The sequence below is a fragment of the Sphingopyxis sp. MC1 genome, assembly GCF_000371385.1.
Classification (GTDB): Bacteria; Pseudomonadota; Alphaproteobacteria; order Sphingomonadales; family Sphingomonadaceae; genus Sphingopyxis; species Sphingopyxis terrae.
The window spans coordinates 13,367-29,256 of the sequence record NZ_AOUN01000015.1 but is presented as its reverse complement, the minus strand read 5'-3'; the positions used below and the strand labels follow the sequence as shown (position 1 = coordinate 29,256).

9 protein-coding genes are annotated in these 15,890 nt (G+C 66.3%); 4 read left to right on the top strand and 5 right to left on the bottom strand.

Annotated elements, in window-relative coordinates:
• Nucleotides 1-24: 24 nt before the first annotated feature.
• The 4 genes from hutI to hutU are packed head-to-tail and all read left to right on the top strand — an operon-like array spanning nt 25 to nt 5,220.
• Entirely contained in the window at nt 25-1,230 is a 1,206-nt protein-coding gene (gene hutI, locus EBMC1_RS14590) for an imidazolonepropionase (protein ID WP_003049432.1), read from the top strand.
• Complete coding sequence (gene hutH / locus EBMC1_RS14585; protein WP_081611213.1) at nt 1,209-2,756, top strand: histidine ammonia-lyase; 1,548 nt, start codon at nt 1,209-1,211, stop codon at nt 2,754-2,756. The genes hutI and hutH overlap by 22 nt, the downstream gene beginning before the upstream one ends.
• A complete protein-coding gene (gene hutG, locus EBMC1_RS14580; RefSeq protein WP_003049424.1) occupies nt 2,756-3,559 on the top strand; it encodes an N-formylglutamate deformylase in 804 nt (267 codons plus the stop codon). Before hutH ends, hutG begins: the two co-directional genes overlap by 1 nt.
• On the top strand, nt 3,556-5,220 hold the full coding sequence (gene hutU / locus EBMC1_RS14575; protein WP_003049422.1) for a urocanate hydratase: 1,665 nt from the start codon (nt 3,556-3,558) through the stop codon (nt 5,218-5,220). The genes hutG and hutU overlap by 4 nt, the downstream gene beginning before the upstream one ends.
• On the opposite strand, the gene EBMC1_RS14570 is transcribed toward hutU, so the two are convergent.
• From EBMC1_RS14570 to EBMC1_RS14550, 5 genes are all read right to left on the bottom strand, one after another.
• Nucleotides 5,217-6,464 carry an MFS transporter gene (locus EBMC1_RS14570; protein WP_003049419.1) on the bottom strand — a complete coding sequence of 416 codons (1,248 nt, stop codon included), beginning with the start codon at nt 6,462-6,464 and terminating at the stop codon, nt 5,217-5,219. The two genes, hutU and EBMC1_RS14570, sit on opposite strands and share 4 nt — an antisense overlap.
• Before the next feature lie 65 nt (nt 6,465-6,529).
• The gene (locus EBMC1_RS14565) at nt 6,530-8,899 is read right to left on the bottom strand and encodes a TonB-dependent siderophore receptor (RefSeq protein WP_003049417.1); all 2,370 of its coding nucleotides are present in this window, start codon (nt 8,897-8,899) and stop codon (nt 6,530-6,532) included.
• Nucleotides 8,900-8,913: 14 nt separating this feature from the next.
• Nucleotides 8,914-11,826, bottom strand: coding sequence for a beta-phosphoglucomutase (pgmB, locus tag EBMC1_RS14560; protein ID WP_156001336.1), 2,913 nt, complete (start codon nt 11,824-11,826; stop codon nt 8,914-8,916).
• Between the two features lie 171 nt (nt 11,827-11,997).
• Entirely contained in the window at nt 11,998-13,002 is a 1,005-nt protein-coding gene (locus EBMC1_RS14555; RefSeq protein ID WP_003049410.1) for a LacI family DNA-binding transcriptional regulator, read from the bottom strand.
• Between the two features lie 86 nt (nt 13,003-13,088).
• Nucleotides 13,089-15,875: a TonB-dependent receptor plug domain-containing protein gene (locus EBMC1_RS14550; RefSeq protein WP_003049407.1), complete on the bottom strand. Its 2,787-nt coding sequence runs from the start codon at nt 15,873-15,875 to the stop codon at nt 13,089-13,091.
• Nucleotides 15,876-15,890: the final 15 nt, after the last annotated feature.

Genomic DNA, 15,890 nt, shown 5'->3' with positions numbered 1-15,890 from the left:
ATGCCACAAGCCGGAGGAGAGGGCATGCGCTGCGATCGCCTGTGGACCAACGCCCGTCTCGCCACGATGCGCCCCGACCTGCCCGGTCTCGGTGTGGTTAGGGGCGGCGCGATCGGCATGCGCGACGGCCGGATCGCCTTCGCCGGCCCCGCAGCCGACGCCCCCGATGCCGCCGATGTCATCGACTGCGACGGCCGCTGGATCACCCCCGGGCTGATCGACGCGCACACCCATCTGGTCTTCGCGGGCGACCGCATCGCCGAGTTCGAACTGCGCCAGAAGGGCGCGTCCTATGAAGAGATTGCGCGCGCGGGCGGGGGTATCGCGTCGACGGTGGCGGCGACGCGCGCGGCGAGCGAGGCGGCGCTGGTCCGCAGCGCACTGCCGCGCCTCGACGCACTGATCGCGGAGGGCGTCACGACGATCGAGATCAAGTCGGGCTATGGCCTGACCCTGACCGACGAAGCAAAGATGCTCCGCGCGGCGCGGGCGCTGGGCGACGCGCGCCCGGTCACGGTGCGGACGACCTTTCTCGGCGCCCATGCACTGCCGAGCGAATTTGTGGGCGACGCCGACGGCTATATCGACTTGCTGTGCGAGCAGATATTGCCCGCGATCGCGGCCGAAGGACTCGCCGATGCCGTCGACGCCTTTTGCGAAAATATCGGCTTCACGCCCGCGCAGACCGAACGGATGTTCGCCGCCGCCGCCGCACATGGCCTGCCGGTCAAGCTCCACGCCGAACAGCTTTCCAACCAGCATGGCGCGGCACTCGCCGCGCGGCATGGCGCGCTGTCGGCCGATCATCTCGAATATCTCGACAAGGCGGGAATTGCCGCGATGCGCGATGCCGGGACGGTCGCGATGCTGCTGCCCGGCGCCTTTTACTTCCTTCGCGAAACGAAGCTGCCGCCGGTGGCGGCGCTGCGCGCGGCGGGCGTGCCGATCGCCCTCGCAACCGATTGCAATCCCGGCACCTCGCCGCTCACCTCGCTGCTGCTGACGATGAACATGGGCGCGGTGCTGTTCGGGCTCACCACCGACGAATGCCTGCTCGGCGTCACGCGCCATGCGGCGCAGGCGCTCGGCCTGTCGGACAGCATCGGCACGATCGAGGCGGGCAAGCGCTGCGACCTTGCGATCTGGGATATCGAACGGCCGTCCGATCTGGTCGGCCGCATGGGACTCAACCCGCTGCACCAGCGGATATGGATGGGACAGACGACGTGACGCAGATTGCCATCACGCCGGGCAGCATGACGCTGGCCGACTGGCGGGCCATTTACGAAGGCGCGGCGGCGCGGCTCGCTGCGCGGGCCTGGGACGCGATCGACGCCAGCGCCGCGGCGGTCGCGCGCATCGTCGCGCGCGGCGCCCCGGTCTATGGCATCAACACCGGCTTCGGAAAGCTGGCGAGCGTCCGGATCGCCGACGACGAGCTGTCGATCCTGCAACGCAACATCGTGCTCAGCCACGCCGCCGGCACCGGCGTCGCTTCGCCCACGCCCGTCATCCGCCTGATGATGGCGCTCAAGCTCGCCAGCTTCGGCGTCGGCGCCTCGGGGGTACGGCGCGAAACGGTCGGACTGCTCGAAGCGATGCTGGCCAAGGGCCTGACCCCCGTCGTCCCGTCGCAGGGTTCGGTCGGCGCAAGCGGCGACCTCGCCCCGCTGTCGCATATGGCGGCCGCGATGATCGGCGTCGGCGCGATCGCGGTCGGCGGCAAGATATTGCCCGCGGCCGAGGCCCTTGCCGCCGCCGATCTGGCACCGCTCGAGCTTGGCCCCAAAGAGGGCCTGGCGCTGCTCAACGGCACGCAATTTTCGGCCGCCAACGCCCTCGCCGGGCTGTTCCGCGCCGAAACGCTGTTCCAGTCGGCGCTGATCACCGGCGCGCTCTCGACCGAAGCCGCCAAAGGCTCCGACGCGCCGTTCGACGCGCGCATCCATGCGCTGCGCGGTCATGCGGGGCAGCGCGAGGTCGGCGATGCGCTGCGCGGCCTGATGGCGGGTTCGGCGATCCGCGCCTCGCACGCCGAAGACGATCCGCGCGTGCAGGACCCCTATTGCCTCCGCTGTCAGCCGCAGGTGATGGGTGCGGCGCTCGATCTGCTGCGGCAGGCCGGCACGACGCTGCGCATCGAGGCCAATGGCGTTTCGGACAATCCGCTGATCTTCGCCGATAGCGACGAGGCGGTGTCCGGCGGCAATTTCCACGCCGAGCCCGTCGCCTTCGCCGCCGACATGATCGCGCTGGCGCTGTGCGAGATCGGGTCGATCGCCGAACGGCGCATCGCGATGCTCGTCGACCCTGCGCTGTCGGGCCTGCCCGCCTTCCTCACCCCGCGGCCGGGCCTCAATTCGGGCTTCATGATCCCGCAGGTCACCGCCGCCGCGCTGGTCAGCGAGAACAAGCAGCGCGCCTATCCCGCCAGCGTCGATTCGATCCCGACCTCGGCCAATCAGGAGGATCATGTCTCGATGGCGGCGCACGGCGCGCGGCGCCTGCTCGACATGGCCGACAATGTCAGCGCAGTGATCGGCATCGAATTGCTCGCGGCCTGTCAGGGCATCGACTTCCACGCCCCGCTGACATCGAGCGCCGCGCTCGAGGCGGCGCGCGGGCATCTGCGCGCGGTCGTCCCCACGCTCGACGACGACCGGCATTTCCATCCCGATATGGAAGCCGCGACCGCGCTGATCCGCACCGGCAGCCTCGCCGCCGCGGTGGCCGCGGAGCTGCCGGGGATCGGCTGATGGACTGGCTGCGCATCCACCGCGGCGACGCCCCGCTGATCGTCGCCTTCCCGCACGGCGGCACCGATCTTGCGGGCCTCGATGATCAGTTCGTCTCGCCATGGCGCGCGCAGTTCGATACCGACTGGTGGATCGCCGATCTTTACGCCTTCGCGCGCGATCTGGGCGCGACGACGATCGCGACCGCGATCTCGCGCAGCGTGATCGACATGAACCGCGATCCGTCGGGCGCCTCGCTCTATCCGGGGCAAGCGACGACCGAGCTCTGCCCGACGACGACCTTCGACGGCGACCCGCTCTATCGCTTCGGCGCGGCCGACGAGACCGAAGTCGTCCGCCGGCTGGGCCTCTATCACCGCCCGTATCACGATGCGATCGCGGCAGAGATCGAGCGACTGAAGGCGCAGCATCGCAAGGTCATTCTTTACGACGCCCATTCGATCCGCAGCCATGTGCCGCGCCTGTTCGACGGCGAATTGCCGCAATTCAACATCGGCACCAACGGCGGCGCGACCTGTGCGCCCGAGCTGGAAACCGTGGTTGCAAGCATCTGCGCCGCGAGCGGCCACAGCCATGTCGTCAATGGCCGCTTCAAGGGCGGCTGGACAACGCGCCATTATGGCCACCCCGACGCGGGCATCCACGCGATCCAGATGGAGCTCGCCCAGCGCGGCTATATGGTCGAACCGGCGTCTTTCGACCCCGGCAACTGGCCAAGCCCGCTCCACGCCGATCCCGCGATCCTGCCGACGCTGCAGCAAGTGATCGCCGCGACCCTCGATTTTGCGAAAGGATATCCATGACCCGCCTCGACAACAGCCGCGTCATCAAGGCACCGACCGGCGACCGGCTCAACGCCAAGAGCTGGCTGACCGAAGCGCCGCTGCGCATGCTGATGAACAATCTTCATCCCGACGTTGCCGAACGCCCCGAGGAATTGGTCGTCTATGGCGGCATCGGCCGCGCCGCGCGCGACTGGGAAAGCTATGACCGCATCGTCGAGACGCTGAAGCGCCTCGAAGGCGACGAAACGCTGCTCGTCCAGTCGGGCAAGCCGGTCGGGGTCTTTCGCACCCACCCCGACGCGCCGCGCGTGCTGATCGCGAACAGCAACCTCGTCCCGCATTGGGCGAATTGGGAGCATTTCGGCGAACTCGATAAGCGCGGGCTCGCCATGTACGGCCAGATGACCGCGGGATCGTGGATCTATATCGGCACACAGGGCATCGTGCAGGGGACGTACGAAACCTTCGTCGAAATGGGGCGCCAGCATTATGGCGGCGACCTCGCGGGCAAATGGCTGCTCACCGCCGGGCTTGGCGGCATGGGCGGTGCACAGCCGCTCGCGGCGGTGATGGCCGGCGCATCGTGCCTCGCGATCGAGTGCCAGCCGAGCCGGATCGAGATGCGGCTGCGCACCGGCTATCTCGACGTCGCGGCGCAGACGATCGAGGAAGCGATGGCGATCATCGAAAAGAGCTGCGCCGACAAAAAGCCGGTGTCGGTCGGCCTGCTCGGCAACGCTGCCGAAATCCTGCCCGACCTGTTCGCCCGCGGCATCCGCCCCGACCTTCTGACCGACCAGACGAGCGCGCACGACCCGGTGAACGGCTATCTCCCCATTGGCTGGAGCGTCGCCGAGTGGATGGAGAAGCGCGAAAGCGACCCGCAGGCGGTCGCGAAGGCGGCCAAGGCGTCGATGGCGGTGCACGTCCGCGCGATGCTCGATTTTCAGGCCGCGGGCGTGCCGACGACCGATTATGGCAACAATATCCGGCAGGTCGCGAAGGACGAGGGCGTCGAGAATGCTTTCGATTTCCCCGGCTTCGTTCCCGCCTATATCCGCCCGCTCTTCTGCCGCGGCATCGGTCCGTTCCGCTGGGCGGCGCTGTCGGGCGATCCCGAGGACATCTACAAGACCGATGCCAAGGTGAAGGAACTGCTGCCCGACGACGCGCATCTGCACAACTGGCTCGACATGGCGCGTGAGAAAATTCACTTCCAGGGCCTGCCCGCGCGCATCTGCTGGGTCGGGCTCGGCGATCGTCACCGGCTTGGGCTCGCATTCAACGAGATGGTGGCGTCGGGCGAACTCAAGGCGCCCGTGGTCATCGGCCGCGATCATCTCGACTCGGGATCGGTCGCCTCGCCCAACAGGGAAACCGAAGCGATGCGCGATGGGTCGGACGCGGTTAGCGACTGGCCGCTGCTCAACGCGCTCCTCAACACCGCGAGCGGCGCGACATGGGTGTCGCTGCACCACGGCGGCGGCGTCGGCATGGGCTTTTCGCAGCACAGCGGCATGGTGATCGTCGCCGACGGCACCCCCGAAGCGGCCAGGCGGCTCGAACGCGTGCTGTGGAACGACCCCGGCACCGGCGTCATGCGCCACGCCGACGCGGGCTATGACATCGCGATCGACTGCGCGCGCGAAAAGGGACTCGACCTGCCCTCGCTCGGTTAGGCGGGCTGCGCTGTCGCCGTTTCGCTGGCACGGATGCGGCGGCGGAGCAGGAACAGGCCGGCGGCGAGCAGGGCCGTCGGCACCAGCATCAGCGTGAATGCGGTGCGCCCGTCGAGATGCGCGAACAGCGCGCCGGTAATCAGCGACCCCGTCGTGCCGCCAAGCGCCGAAAAGACGACGACCAGCCCCATCAGCGACGGGTGATGCCGGTTCGGCATCGCGCTCAGCATCACCGAAATGATCGTCGGATAAATGGGCGCGAGCGCGAAGCCGATCATCGGGAAGAGGAAGGCCGCGATCGGCGCGTCGCGCCAGCTTTCGATCGGCACCGGACGCAGGCCATCGGCGAGCGGCAGCACGAGGATGATCAGCGCCGCGAGCACGGCCAGGCAGACATTCAGGACCGGATACCAGTCGAAGCGCGCCATCACCGCGCCGGCGCCGAAACGGCCGAGCGCGATGCACGCCGCGAACAGGCTCGCGGCCTGGACGCTCATCTGCGCCGGCAGGTGCAGCACCTCGTTGTTGAAGGTCGGCAGCCAGGTGCCGATCCCCTGCTCGATCAGGACAAAGACAAAGGCGCAGACGATGAAGACGAGCACCAGCGGCAGCGCCGCGAGCCGCAGCATCGCGACGAGCGGCGGCCCCTGTTCATCGGCGGCCTCCTCCCCCGCATGGGTGCGGCGCTCGTCGAGCGATGCGGACAGGATCAAGGCGAGCGCCAGCGCCGGGATCACCGCCAGCACCCAATAGGCGTTGAGCCAGCGCAGGCCCTCCGGGTCGATGAAGGCGCTGAACACCCAATAGGACGACAGCACGCCGACCATGAACATGCCTTCGATCAGGCTGGTCAGGCTGGCGTGGTGCCGCGCGTCGTCGGTGACGAGGCCGATCATCGAATAGACAACGACTTTGGCGACCGCGAAGGCCGCGCCGACCATCGCGAAATGCAATTGCGCCGCGCCAAAGCTTCCCGCAAGCGGCATGACCGTACAGGCCGCGATCGCGAGCAGCAGCGCCCCGATCAGCGCGTTGCGGAGGCCGATGCGCGGCAGATAGCTCGCGGTCAGGAAGGAAACGATCGCAATCGTGATATCCTTGAAACCTTCGAGCGTGCTCGCCTCGGGCTTCGTGACATGAAAGCTGGAAATCGACTGCAGGATCACCGTCCCGACGCTGTTGAGCAGCATCGCGAAGGCGACATAGGTCAGAATCATTGCGGCAATCAAACGCGTGCGGGCCATGCCAAGTCCTTTGCCGCAAAGAGGGGTGGTCGCGAAGAGGCCGCGACCACCCAGGGAGGGATGACCTAGAATTTATAGGCGGCGCTGAAGCGGAACGACCGGCCCAGAATCGGACGGGCGTTCAGCACTTCAGCCGTATTCTGGCCCAGCGTGCGTGGATCGCCTTCGGTCAGACCGATCTCGTTGGTCAGATTGTCGGCGGTGACCGCAAAGCTGAGCGCACGGTTGACGTCGACCGTCACGCCGGCATCGATCTTGAAATAATGCGGCAGCGACTGGGTGTTGCCGGTGTCCGAGAAACGATCGCCGATATAGGTGAAGGTCGAATAGACGCCGACCTTGCCGTCGTTGCCGAACGGCAGTTCATAGGCCGGGGTCACGCGCCATTGCCACTTCGGCTGCCGCTGGACGCGGTTGCCGCTGAGGTCGGTCGCACCATTGTTGGTGAAGAAGTCCCGATATTTGGCGTTGAGCCACGTGCCCGAGAAGGCGAGCGTGAAATTGTCGACCGGCCGAAGCTGTCCTTCCAGCTCGACACCCGTGCTGCGCGCGCCGCCGATCGACGCCTGCGGAGCGCCATTCTGGATGACGGTGGTGACAAGGCCTTCGAACTTGGTGTGGAACAAGGTGGCATAGAGCGACAGCATGTCGGTCCGCACCTTCACCCCGCCTTCGAAATTGTCGACGCGCGGCGAGACGCGGATGCCGTCGCGCAGATTGTCGAAGAAGGGATTGGTGTTGCCACGATTGTAACGGACATAGGCGCCGACCGACGACGAGAAGTCGTAGTTCAGGCCCGCCGTCCACGACCAGGCGCCCTTGCTGTACGAAATATTGCGGAAGGTGCCGTCGAGCACCGCGACATTCTGGTCGTAAAGCGTGTTCGGGTCGCCATCGGCGTCGAGCACGGTCGCATTGTTTTCCAGCGTGCCCGTTGCCTTGTAATGCTGATAGCGCAGGCCCGCGTCGAAGCGCAGTTCGGGCGTGATCTGGAACTCGTCGACCGCATAAAAGGCATATTCGCGGCCGTCATAGGCGGCGTTGACGTTGAAGAAGCTGCCCTGCGTGAAGCCGCGATCGGTGACCACCTGGCCGTTGGCGAGCGTCAGGTTGAGCAGCCGCGCGTTGTTTTCGGCGGTCAGCAGCTGGATGTTGCCGAGGTTCCACTGGTCCTTCGACGAAAAGTCGGAGAAATAGGCGCCCAGCGTGAACTTGTTGTTGCCGCTGTCCCATTCGACGTTGAGGTCGTTGGTGAAATCCTCGATCTGCTTGCGCACGATCCAGGTGCCGGCGCGGATCACCTGCTGGCTGCCCGCATTGGCGACCGCATCGCCGCCATTGACATAGGTCAGGCTGCCGATCGTGCTGCCGAGGCTCGCCGCATAGTCGGCGGCCGACATCGCGGTGCTCGCCGGAACCAACCCGGTCGTATCGGCATCGCCCTTCAGGTAGCTCGCGCGATACCGCAGCTGGAGCCCGTCGCCGATCTCGTAATCGAAATTGGTGCCAAGGTTGATCAGCTTGGCACCGCGGCCGTCGCCAAGGTCGGCGCGCGTGCCGTCGGGAAGCACCGACAGGCGCGTTTCGGGGCCGGCGATCACGCCGGTGCCGGGGTCGATATTGCCGAACTGGCGCACCTTGTCGCCGTCGCGGATCACCGGAATCGGCAGCAGCCACTGGCCATGATCGTTGAGGTAGCGCGCGAAGACGAGGATCGAACCCTTGTCGAGGTCATGGCGGATATTGGCAGTAATCTGCCCGCCCTTTTCGGCGGTGAAGCCCGGATTGCGGATGCCGTGGCCGCTCGAATAATAGCCGCCGACCATGAAGGTCGTGTTGTCGCCGAGCGGACCCGACAGGCGCAGGTCGCCGCGCACGTCGCCGAAATCGGTGACACTGGCCTTCACCAGCCCTTCGAATTCGGGGCCGCCCTCTTTCTGGACGAAGTTGACGGTCAGGCCGGGCTGGCCGTTGGCGAACAGCGCGCCGGTGCCGCCGCGTACCGCCTCGACCCGCGCGATCGTTTCGTCGATGCGGATAAGCTGCGTGTTTTCGAGGAACGACAGCGTCGGCGGCGAGAAGAAGGGCACGCCTTGCGTCGTCAGCGTGACGAATTCGGCGTCGCCGCCCGACGGATAGCCGCGCACGAAGATGTTGGCGCCGTTCTGGCCGCCCGAGCTTTCGGCCATGACGCCCGGCACGACCTTCAGCAGGTCGGCGGTGCTGTTCGGCGCGGCCTGTTCGATGGCATCGGCCGAAATGCTGGTGATCGCAAAGGCCGCGGCCTGGCGGCTGACCCCGCCGCCGGCGGTGCCGGTGACGACGATTTCATTGCCTGCCGCATCGTCGGCGGGCTGAGGCGCTTCCTGGGCATGGGCCGCCGCCGGCAGCGCGATGAGCGCGATCGACGAGAGCAGATAGGTCCGTTTCAACATGGCTGTTCCTCCACTTATCCTGTTTTCTTTGAAAGGTTGCCTGCGCTCGCCGCTTCCCGTTCTGCTGACAGGATCTGGTCGACCGAAAGCGCCCCGATGGCGGGGACATGCACGTCGGCGTCGGGCAGCGCCTCTTCAGACCCGATGCCAATCGCCACCATGCCCGCCGCATGGATGGCCGAAATTCCGGCCTGCGCATCTTCGATACCGATGCAGCGTTCCGGGGGGAGGCCCATGCCGTGGGCACAGGCCAGGAATATGTCGGGCGCGGGCTTGTTCGCCGCGATCGCGCCCGCGTCGGCAATGAAATCGAACTGGTCGGCGATGCCGAGCAACCGAACGACGTCGCCGGCATTGCGGCTCGCCGAGGCGAGACCGATCTTGATGCCCGCCCCGCGCAGCGCCGCGAAAAGCGCGCGCACGCCGTCGAACAGATTGGCGGGCGAATAGGCGGTCAGCCGCGCGCGGTAGAGCGCATTCTTCTCTGCAAGCATCGCCTCGAAGCGCGCGTCGTCGACCGACGCGCCCGCGCCGTCCAGGATAAGGCGCAGCGATCCCGCGCGATCGACGCCCTTCAGCCGATCGTTGGCGGCGCGGTCGAAGGCATAGCCATATTGGTCGGCCAATGCCTGCCACGCATGATAATGATCCTCGGCCGTGTCGGTCAGCACGCCGTCAAGGTCGAAGATCACGCCCTGCACCGCCGGGCGCGCCATCCGGACCGCCGCGTCGGCAAGACGAACCGGGCGGCCGTGATCGACAATCTCGACCGGCGCGCCCGACAGGCGGCGATAGGTCGCCCCTTCGGCATCGACCGCAACCTCGATCACGCTGCCGCGCCACATCAGGCGGAAATGATAGCGCGTCCACCCGGCCGGGATGCGCGGCGCGAAGGCGGGGCTATCGCCGCCGAGCCGCAGGCCGCCCCAACCGTGCGCAAGCACCAGCCAGCTCCCCGCCAGCGCCGCCATATGCAGGCCGTGGGAGGTGTTGCCGTGGCGATTTTCCAGATCGACGAAGGCGGCTTCGCGATGGAAATCGAGCGCCTCCGCATCTTCGCCGAGCCGCGCCGCCACGATCGCGAAGGCGACCGACGACAATGTCGAGTCATGCGCGGTGACGCGGCTGTAATAGTCGAAATTGCGCCGCTGCAGCGCGAGCGGCAACGACACGAGATCCATCGCCATCGCCTGCAGCACATTGCCCTGCTTGGCGATCTGGTGCCGGAACAGGATCATCGGGTGATAGCGCATCAGCAGCGGCCCGCGCTCGTCGAGCGGTGCCAGATCAGCCAGCTTCGGGCGTCTCAGAAAGGCGTCGTCCTGCGGGCTTACCCCGGCCTCTGCATCGACCGGCAACCACATCGCCTCGGCCGCGCGGCGCCACATCGCGACTTCTTCGCCATCGAGGCCGATGGCCTGCGCCAGCGCCGCGAAGGCCTCGGGGGCGGTGTGCGCCAGCCAGTCGGCGGTGTCGGCAGCATAGGCAAGGTGGCGCGCCGCGATCGCGTTGGTGTAATAATCATTGTCGACCAGCGCCGAATATTCGTCGGGCCCGGTCACGCCATAGATGCAAAAGGCACCGCCGCGGCGCGGGTCGAAGGCGCCGATCTCGGGCCAGATCCGCGCGGTTTCGAACAGCATTTCGGCCGCGGCACGGCGGAAGTCGCTATCGCCCGTCGCTGCGACATACAAAGCGACGCCATGCGCGATGTCGCCGTTGATATGATATTGCGCCGATCCCGTCGGATAGTGCGACGAACATTCGGCCCCGCCGATCGTCCGCCACGGATAGAGCGCGCCGCGCGCATGGCCGATGCCGCGCGCATGCGCCCGCGCCGCCGCAAGCTTGCCGATACGATATTGCAGCAGGGTGCGCGCCCGGTCGGGCATCTGGAGCGCCAGCACCGGGAGCATGAAGGATTCGGCGTCCCAGAAATAATGGCCCTCATAGCCTTCGCCCGACAGCCCTTTGGCCGCGATGCTGTGTTCGGGGTCGCGGCTGGCCGACTGGTGGAGCTGGAACAGGTTGAAACGCAGCGCCTGCGTCAGCGCGTCGTCGCCCGCGATCGCAAAATCGGCATGCGCCCACAATTGGTCGACCGCGCGCTGCTGCGCCGCCGCAATGGCGTCGAACGGCTGCGGTTCGGGCAGCGCAGCGATGTCGACCGGGCGGCCGCGGGTGCAGGTCATGGCGACCACCCGGTCGACGCTCAGCGTGCCGCCGGCGACCAACGCGCCGCGCACCATATGGCCGCCGTCGATGCGCACCACCGGCGCATCGATGCTGGCGACCCGCTGGCGATAGGCGAGTTCGGCGGCACCCTGGGCAAACCGGACCACGGAAGGGGTGTCGCCCGGTTCGGAAGGCTGAACGGTCCAGACCGGCCGTAGCCGCCCGGAAATACGCGGATCGTCGGCCGCATCGGCATTGCCGCGATCGGCATCGGTGCCGAAGATCAGATCGATCTCGATCGTCGCGGCGAAATCCACCGGCGAGACCGACAGGCGCGTTGCGACGCAGGCATCGCCGTCCAGCGGAACGATGCGAACGGCCGCAATCTCGATCGTCCGGCCATCGGCGAGACACCAGCGGGTGCGGCGGCGAAGCTGTCCCGAGGCAAGATCGAGCAGGCTCTCGGATTCGAGGCGCTCGGCAGCAGCAAAATCGACCGGCGCGCCGTCGATCCGCAGGCGCAGGGCCACCGGGCTCGGGCATTTGATCCGCGTGTCGGTCGCGGTCGCGTAGCCGGGAAAACTTTCATGATAATCGATCGGGCGGCTGACATAGGCGCCGGGAAGATAGGCGCAGGGCGCGGCGGCGCATTCGTCGGCGACGCCCTCGACGCCGACCAGGCCGTTGGCGAGCGCGAACAGCGCGGCCGCCTGATCGCCGACGGCGTCGCCGCCGTGCCGGACAAGCCGCATCGTATCGGAAGCTGCGCTGGAAATTGCCACTGTCATCCTCACCCGCGGCGCACGCTCGGCCGGCGCGCGCTCCATCGAAGCCGCCTTCTGATCCAAAAATGGTATCGATGTCAAGTTATCGATACCATTAGGGGAAAGGTCGCGCGAACTACGGCGCATTCGCGCAGTGATTCAGCTTTCGCGTGCGACCAGTTCCACGCTCATGGCGCGCGAATCGGCGCCCTTGCCCGCTACGAGATCGAGCACCTTCTTGGCGAGCAATTCGCCGCCGACCGCCCAGTCCTGCCGGATGGTGGTGAGTTTCGGCGATACGATCGCTGCGCCGGGGGAATCGTCGAAGCCGACGACCGATACGTCGCCGGGTACGGACAGGCCGCGCGCCTGCAACGCTTCGATCGCGCCCATCGCAATGGCATCGCTCGCCGCGAAGACGCCGTCGAAGGCAGTGCCCTCGGCCAGAAGCCGATCGACCGCCTCGCGCCCCGCTGCGGCGGTGAAGGCGCAGGCGATCCGGTCGATCACCGCGGCGTCGCTGCCCTTCAGCGCGTCGGCAAAGCCCTGGAGCCGATCCTCGACCTCGCCATGCTGGGTTTCACCAAGGAACAGCAGCGCGCGGCGCCCGCGCGCGCGCAGATAGTCGGCGGCGAGCCGGCCGCCCGCGCGATTGTCGCTGCCGACGACGACGCGTCCGGGCGGCCCGTGCGCCGCGCCCCAGACCACATACGGCAGCCCGGTCGCCTCGATCGCCGCGGCGGCGTCGTCATGCACACCCTGCCCCAGCAGGATGACCCCGTCGGCCGACGGCGGATGCTGTGCGAACAGTTCGATCGTCGTCAGCACCATATTCTGTCCGGCCGCGGTCAGTTCCTGCATGATCCCGCCGAGCAGCGAGAGCGGATAAGGCTCGCTCATCAGGCGGTCGTGCGAGGGGGCCATTTCGATGACGACGGCGATGGTCCGGGTGCGCTGCTGCCGCAGATTGCGCGCCGAAATATTGAGCCGGTAGCCCATGCGTTCGGCGGTATCGCGGATCAGCCGGCGCGTGCTTTCCTTGACCGTCGGGCTGTCCGAAAGCGCGCGCGAAACGGTGATCTTCGCGACGCCCAGCTCGCGCGCGATGTCGGCCATCGTCGGGCGCGCATTGCCGCCGCCAAGGGGACCGGTGCCATTAGCCATGGTCCCCCTTAACGCGCGTCCGCCTTGTTTCACAAGCGCCTAAGCGGAGGGCGGCGGGGACGGAAGCCCGCCCCCGCCGCGACCGGTCAGAGCGCCGATCCTCCCAATTTGTAGGTGAGCTGCAGGAACACGCTGCGTCCGATGCTGTCGAACCAGCTGGTGTTGTAATAGGGATAGCTCGACCAGGTCGGGTCCTTGACGGGGTTCGTGTCGAACAGGTTGCGCACCGTCAGCGAGCCGCGCAGATGATCGGTAAAATCATATTGCATGGTCGCGTTGAAGAGGTAGCTCGCCTTGATGAAGGCATCCTCGTCATAATTGGGCAGCTTGCCGAGGCGGGTGCCCGAGAAGGTCAGCTGAAAACCCTCATTTTCATATGAAATGCTGCCGTTCGACTTGTCTCGGGGCAGATAATAGCCGCTATCGACCGCGAGCTTGTCGACGAACGGATCGCCGGGATATTGCTGGAAACTGTGCTTGAACACATGGCTGTGTGCGAGCGACAGGGTGAAGGTGCCGATACCGGTCGGCAGGCTGCCACGGAAGGCGATATCGATCCCGCTCGTCTTTTCGCGCGCGATGTTGATCGGATTGACGCGGATCGACGAGATCTGCCCGGCATTGCCGCCGCTGGCAAAGCGCGTGATGCGCGCGAAGGCGTCCTGACAGGTCGGCGAATTGGGATCGAGCTTGGGCGTGCCGCCCTCGGTCAGCACGCTGCAATCCGCCTCGGTCCGGGCCAGCGTATCGATGCTGAGATCGTCGACCTGATTGTCGAGCGTCACGCGGAAATAATCGACCGAAACATGCAGGCGGCTCGACGGCGAAAAGACGATGCCGCCCGTCAACGTGCGTCCGGTTTCGGCGTCGAGGTTGCGGTTGCCGGTCCGGTTCACGACGACGCCGGTCCCCGAATAGCTGCAATCGCCGATATCCTCGTCGGGCTCTTCGACCGCGCAGAGATAATAGTCATCGACGCTGCTCTGCACATTGCCCGGCCCGGTAAAGACATAGTGGAGGTCGGGCGCGCGGAAGGCGGTGCCATAGGCGGCGCGCAGCAGCAGGCTGCTCGTCGGTCGGACTTCGACCCCGCCATTATAGGTGAATTTGCCGACATCGCGGCCGGCAAAGCCGAAGGTGTCATAACGGCCGGCACCCGTCAGCGTCACGAAATCGAGCACCGGCACGCGCACTTCGCCGCCGATCGCGGCATGACTGCGCTTGCCCGCGCCGTCGCTGTCCTTCCAGCTGTAATAATAGTCGGTGAGCGCCAGCGGATCGGGGCGCAGATTATAGCCTTGCTTGCCATATTCGGCGACCACCGCGACCCCGACCGGACCGGCCGGAAGCTGGAACAGCTCGCCATTGGTTAGCGTCGCCTGCAAATTGCTGGTCCAGCTATACGGACGATAGACCGTATCGGCCGAAATGCTGTCATATTCGGCTGGCGTCAGCGCGGTGTAGAGCCGCGCGGGATCGGCGTTGAAGATCGGATAGCCGCTGTCCTCGTCGACCCCCAGCTGTTCGCCCAGAAAGAAAGCGATCGCCTTGGAATTGACGATCTGGGGCCAGCGGACGACCGACTGGTAGCGGCTGTAATTGAACGATGCCTCGTAATTCCAGGCATTGCCGAAATTGCCGCGGATACCAGGCGTGATGCTGTAGGTCGTCTGCTTGCTGCGCTGCATTTCCAGCCCGCCGGTTTCTTCCGGGGCAAACTGGCGCGACCAGTCGTCGATCGTATCGTCGAACGCGTTGTAAAAACTGTTGTCCGAACTCGACGACGAGCTTTCGAACGCCCAGCTCGTGACATCGTACATCAGCCGGACCTTGCTGATTCCGAACTGAAAGTCGGCGAACAATTTGGCATTGTCCGACAGCTCGTACGACATCGTGCCGAAGCTGTTGAAGCCCTTGCGACCCGAAACGATCGTGCCGTAGCCGATCGACGTCTTGCTGCCGCAGTAATAGCCGGGGCCATAATCGTCGATCGCCGGATCATAATCGCCGTAGCGCGGACGCGACGTATAGATGGTCGAACCGCCGTTGAGGTTCGCAACCCCGGCGCAGGCCGCCGGACCCGGATCGATATAGCTGTCGTTTTCAATGCTGTAGCGCAGGAAGGTGCGGCGCGCGATCGTGCTGCCGGGACTGTCGTCGGTGCTGTCCTGGATCGAACGATCATAAGCCCACAGCGGACGCTGATCGAGATATTCGATCCCGGCCGCGATGCTGAAGCGGTCGGTCGACCAGCCGCCGGTCGCGGTGAAGCGATGCGACATGCCGCCGCCATGCTGGGTGCGGCCGTGGCGATAGTCGAGCGTCAGGCCGTCCAGATTTTCCTTCATCTTGAAGTTGATGACGCCCGCAATCGCGTCCGAACCATAGATGGCCGAGGCTGCACCCGACAATATCTCGACCTTGTCGATCAGCCCCACCGGGATGTTCGAAATGTCGGTGAAGTTGCTGCGGCCGATATAGGGCAGCGGGAAATCGGCGATGCGGCGGCCGTTGACGAGCACGAGCGTGTGGTTGGGGCCAAGCCCGCGCAGGTCGACCTGCTGCGCGCCGGGGGTGAAGTCGGCGCTGCTGCCCGACTGCGGGCTTTGCGTCTCGCCGCTGTTCTGCGTCATCGCCGCGAGCAGTTCGGGGACGCTGGTATAGCCGTTGGCGCGGATCGCATCCGAATCGATGGTCGTGACCGCCGACGGCCCCTGATCCTTGATCGTGGGAATGCGCGAACCGGTGACGATGATCTCCTGCACCGCGCCCTCGTCCGACGCGTCCTGCGCCAGCGCCGGCGTGGCGAGCGCGGGAAGGCAGACGCCCAGCCCGAGAATGATGCGAAGCGACCGTCGGCCGAGATGTTCCATCGAAAAGCCCCTATC

Excerpts from the sequence above, each read along its gene's own strand:
- hutU (WP_003049422.1), top strand. The coding sequence starts at position 3,556 with ATGACCCGCCTCGACAACAGCCGCGTCATCAAGGCACCGACCGGCGAC.
- EBMC1_RS14565 (WP_003049417.1), bottom strand. The coding sequence starts at position 8,899 with ATGTTGAAACGGACCTATCTGCTCTCGTCGATCGCGCTCATCGCGCTG.
- EBMC1_RS14570 (WP_003049419.1), bottom strand. The coding sequence starts at position 6,464 with ATGGCCCGCACGCGTTTGATTGCCGCAATGATTCTGACCTATGTCGCC.
- hutG (WP_003049424.1), top strand. The coding sequence starts at position 2,756 with ATGGACTGGCTGCGCATCCACCGCGGCGACGCCCCGCTGATCGTCGCC.
- EBMC1_RS14555 (WP_003049410.1), bottom strand. The coding sequence starts at position 13,002 with ATGGCTAATGGCACCGGTCCCCTTGGCGGCGGCAATGCGCGCCCGACG.
- EBMC1_RS14550 (WP_003049407.1), bottom strand. The coding sequence starts at position 15,875 with ATGGAACATCTCGGCCGACGGTCGCTTCGCATCATTCTCGGGCTGGGC.
- pgmB (WP_156001336.1), bottom strand. The coding sequence starts at position 11,826 with ATGCGGCTTGTCCGGCACGGCGGCGACGCCGTCGGCGATCAGGCGGCC.
- hutH (WP_081611213.1), top strand. The coding sequence starts at position 1,209 with ATGGATGGGACAGACGACGTGACGCAGATTGCCATCACGCCGGGCAGC.
- hutI (WP_003049432.1), top strand. The coding sequence starts at position 25 with ATGCGCTGCGATCGCCTGTGGACCAACGCCCGTCTCGCCACGATGCGC.